We start from the raw sequence: 3,975 nt of genomic DNA, 5'->3' as shown, positions 1-3,975 counted from the left end.
AGAAATTGTACCCGCCACAGCCCAATTTTTATAAAAATAGTAAGCGCCATCTAAACCAATGGTAAAGCCATTTTTAGCGTAACCGGCTTTGTTGTTCTCGTGGTAAATTTCGCCGTAATCGGCTTTCTTAAATTCTCCGGTAGGGTTAGATATACCTCCAAATATGCTAAGGTAGCTTTTAACCTGTGCGCTGGCACTAAGGGATAGCAAGCTAATAAAGGCCGTGGATATGATTATTAATTGTTTTTTCATGTTGGTAATGGTTTATTTAATAGTTACTTTAAAGTTTACGTCCAAATCGCTTGAGCCAGGCGCATACAGGCCGTTTTTAGCATTGGGTTGATGGCGTAGTACCAACCTTAAGTTACCTGTGCTGGCTGCGCCGGTGGTAAATAAATCTGTTAGGCCTACTTGCAATGGCGGCGTGTTGGTATCTAAATCTGTGCGGGCTACGGCTAAGTTGAGGTAAGGGCCTGTTGCGCTCGTAACTGTGCCAGAAATATACGGCGAACTAGTGCCGATAACCAGATTAGCAGATGAAATTGGGGTTGGCTGGAAGAAGAACAAGTGATAATTTTGACGTTGTTTAATCTCGTCTGATACGGTGAAGGTTGGGCTTTGGGTGGTATCCAGCATTACCACCTTTACATCGTACTTAGCATTGGCTTTGATTACCAGCGCGGTCGAATCGGTAGATTTAACATTGCCGTTGTTGTCCAGATGAAACCTGTACCTGCAAGATGTTGTATCAGAAGCATTTGCTTCGTTTGTTAATTTAAGGTAAGCAGAGGTCAGTTGTTCATTGGCGATGGTTGGTGCCACCGCTTGTTCTGATTTCGAACTGCAACTTGCATAAAATAGGGCTGTTCCCAACAGCACATACGTTGCGTGTTTTAGTTTTAGCATGGGTTTTTGATTTAATTGTTTAATTTTTATTTACTTATTATTTTGCAGGATGCTGAAAGGCACCCGTAATCTGAATATGATGTTGCGGCCCGGCTCATTGGCAAAGTATCTGAACCGGTCGAGGTAATCCTTATAAGCCACATTGGTAAGGTTGTTTACCGACAGGTCTATAGCTGCATAAGTGTGATTAATGATGAGTCTGAATCCCAAATGCGCATTATACAAGCTGTAGGCGCCCGGTGGCGGTGCATAATCCTGGTTAGCTGGAACCTTGGTTTGCTTAGCTACAAATACATTCTCGGCACCAAGCACTAAATTTTTAAAAGCCCCCAGGCTGCCAAAGTGATAGGTGACGCCATTTTGCAAGCGCATAGGCGGGGTATAGATTAAATAATCATGAATAGTTTTGTTGTAGGCATAAATGAGGGATGTTTTGGAATTGATCTCTAATGAATCTAACGGTTTTACAATTACGCCCAGGTCAATCCCTCTGAAAAATACATTGGCCTGCGTATAATCAAACATTAGCAAAGAGCCGCTTTGCACCCGGGTGTATTGCCCTGTGGGCTGCAGGAAAATGAAATTGTTGATGTTATTATAATAGCCCTGCAAATCAATAGCCACCCTATGCGACTGATAATTTAAATTAAGGCTGAAATTGCTGGCCCGCTCGGTTTTAAGATTTGGGTCGCCAACTTCATAAGAGATCAGGGTTTGATGTACACCATTTGAGTAAAGTTCATTAACTGTAGGGGCCCGGAATGCCGAACCAAAATTGCCGCTCAGGGAGAGATCGCTGGTAATATTATAAGTGGCACCCAGGGTAGAGCTGCTGCTTTGGTAATGTGTGGTGGTAGCCTCTATTTTGGCAACGGTATCATTAAACCGGTAGGCCTTCAGCCAGCGGTAATCGTAACGGATCCCGGCTTCGAAAAGTAGTTTTTTGTAGCGGTATCGTTCAATGATGTAAGCGCCACCATCATAATCTACAAAGTTGGGTATCAGGTATTGGTACATCCGCACGTTACCCTGGTTCATGCCGCTCACGCCGATAGATCCGGTTAAGCCGCCGATGGGTTTCTGGTCGAAATTGATATCCGCAGTAGAGGTATTAATTTTCAGATATAAAGATGGGTTGAGGCTTGTCGAATACGAAAGCAGATCATACTCAGACCGCTTATTGGTTTGGTAGGCGTACTGTATTTGCAGCTTGCTGCCATCATCAAAATTGTAAAAGCCGCGTACTTTGGCCGTAGCATGGTTTACGGTTTGGTAAGGACGGTCAATGGTGTAAGTAAAGTCAGCAGGTGTAGTGGGTACTGTTTCCTGTATGCGCGCCTTTAAATCTGCAATAGAACCAACTTCGGTGCCCGCTAAAATACCCAGTTTGGTATTAAAGTTGCTGTAATAGGTTTCTACACCATAGTTTTTGTGGTAGTACTGTAATGCAGCCGAGAAATCGTTTTCGCTTAAACCTGTGTTGCCCAATATATAATTAGGCGTACTGGTATTGCCCGCCCGTTTATAGCTGCCCTGTATGCGGTAGCTAAAACCCTCCAGCTTTTTACCCAAAGCACCTTCTACCATTGCAGAAAAGGCACCCAGGCGGCTGTTACTCATGCCTACAGCGTTAACTTCGCCATCCATTGTGCCGGGTGTTGTTGGCAATGCCTTGGGTTCGGCCAAAATAACCCCGGCTATGGCGTCTGATCCATATCTGATCCCGGCTGCACCTTTAATAACCTCAATTCTGTTGGCAATAAAGGGGTCTATCTCGGGTGCATGCTCAGATCCCCATTGCTGTGCTTCCAACCGTACGCCATTATTTAATATCAGGATTCGGTTACTGTACAGGCCATGTATAATAGGCTTGGCAATTGATGGCCCGGTTTGAAAAGTGGTTACCCCGGTAATAGATTTTAAAGATTCGCCCAGGCTTAAACCACGGGTGCGCTCTAATTCGGTACCCTGTAATACAGTGAGGCTTTGGGTTTCTATCGTTTTGCGGACTTCTGCTGTAGATTTTACCTGTACTTCTTTCAGAAACTGGTCTGATGGTTTTAGAGATACGTTTAATTTGATGTTAGTATTTACATTCAGTACCGTATCTATGGTAGCATACCCTACAAATTCAAATCTTATTTTATGTATCCCTGCCGGGATAACCAGTTTGTAAAACCCTGTACTATCGCTATGGGTTCCTGTTGATGTGCCTGTTACAGAGACAGTGGCCTGGCTAAGCGGTGTTTTAGTAGCCGCATCTTTTACTTTACCACTCAGTGTAAAACCTGTGTTTTGCCCGTAGCTTAAATTGGTACCAATAAGTAATAAAATAAATAATATGGTTATACGCATGCTTACTCTGTTCATTTATAACGCAACAAAGATGCATTATAAATGCAATAATATTGCATTTGATTATTGTAAAAAAGCAGATAGGTCGTTGCCGGGTTATTTTATTCATCAAAACTTCATTTTGCAGATGTGCTTAGTTAAAAGTCATTCGTTCTTTGTAATTTTGCATACTTTAGTACGTTAACCCATTCTAATGGCACAAACCAGGAATAAATTTGATTTCGAAGATCTTTTAGATAAACATCATTTAAAGAAAACCAGCCCCAGGCTTAGGGTTCTGTCAATGATGGCCTCTAAGAGCACAGCCACATCGCAACCCGATCTCGAAAGCGTGATGAACGATATAGACAGGGTTACCTTATATCGTATTTTAAATGCCTTTGAAGAAAAAGGAATTATCCATAAAGTATTTGACCTTAATGGTACAGCAAACTATGCCATGTGCTCTTCAAACTGCGGAGAGCATCATCACCACGATGAGCATTTGCACTTTAATTGCACGGTATGTAAAAATGTATACTGCCTCGACGATTTGCATTTGCCGCCCGTAAGCCTGCCCGAAGGTTTTAAAACCGAAGGTTTTACTTTATATGCCAACGGTACCTGCCCCAAATGCACTAAAAAGGCAGCGGCCAAATCAGCTTAAATTTGAAAAGGCATTAGCTACTAATATCTAAGTAATATTGTTTCTTTTCTATTGCAACTTAATTGCAT

The 3,975-nt window shown here is 42.5% G+C and carries 4 protein-coding genes; 1 reads left to right on the top strand and 3 read right to left on the bottom strand.

Annotation, left to right across the window (positions count from 1 at the left end; translation table 11 throughout):
• The 3 genes from RG47T_RS26415 to RG47T_RS13565 form a co-directional block, all read right to left on the bottom strand.
• Positions 1-252, bottom strand: a 252-nt coding sequence (locus RG47T_RS26415; RefSeq protein WP_216351057.1) for a hypothetical protein, incomplete at its 3' end; no start/stop codon positions are given.
• A gap of 12 nt (positions 253-264) precedes the next feature.
• Complete coding sequence (locus tag RG47T_RS13570; RefSeq protein WP_074489972.1) at positions 265-906, bottom strand: hypothetical protein; 642 nt, start codon at positions 904-906, stop codon at positions 265-267.
• Positions 907-936: 30 nt separating this feature from the next.
• A complete protein-coding gene (locus RG47T_RS13565; protein WP_074489971.1) occupies positions 937-3,276 on the bottom strand; it encodes a TonB-dependent receptor in 2,340 nt (779 codons plus the stop codon).
• A 178-nt stretch (positions 3,277-3,454) separates the two neighbouring features.
• Here RG47T_RS13565 and RG47T_RS13560 point away from each other — a divergent pair, with 178 nt between their 5' ends.
• Positions 3,455-3,907, top strand: a complete 453-nt coding sequence (locus tag RG47T_RS13560) for a Fur family transcriptional regulator (RefSeq protein WP_074489970.1) — start codon at positions 3,455-3,457, stop codon at positions 3,905-3,907.
• Positions 3,908-3,975 lie beyond the last annotated feature (68 nt).

Origin of the sequence: Mucilaginibacter polytrichastri, assembly GCF_001911425.1 — a bacterium.
Taxonomy (GTDB): Bacteria; Bacteroidota; Bacteroidia; order Sphingobacteriales; family Sphingobacteriaceae; genus Mucilaginibacter; species Mucilaginibacter polytrichastri.
This window is presented reverse-complemented; position numbering and strand designations above follow the sequence as displayed.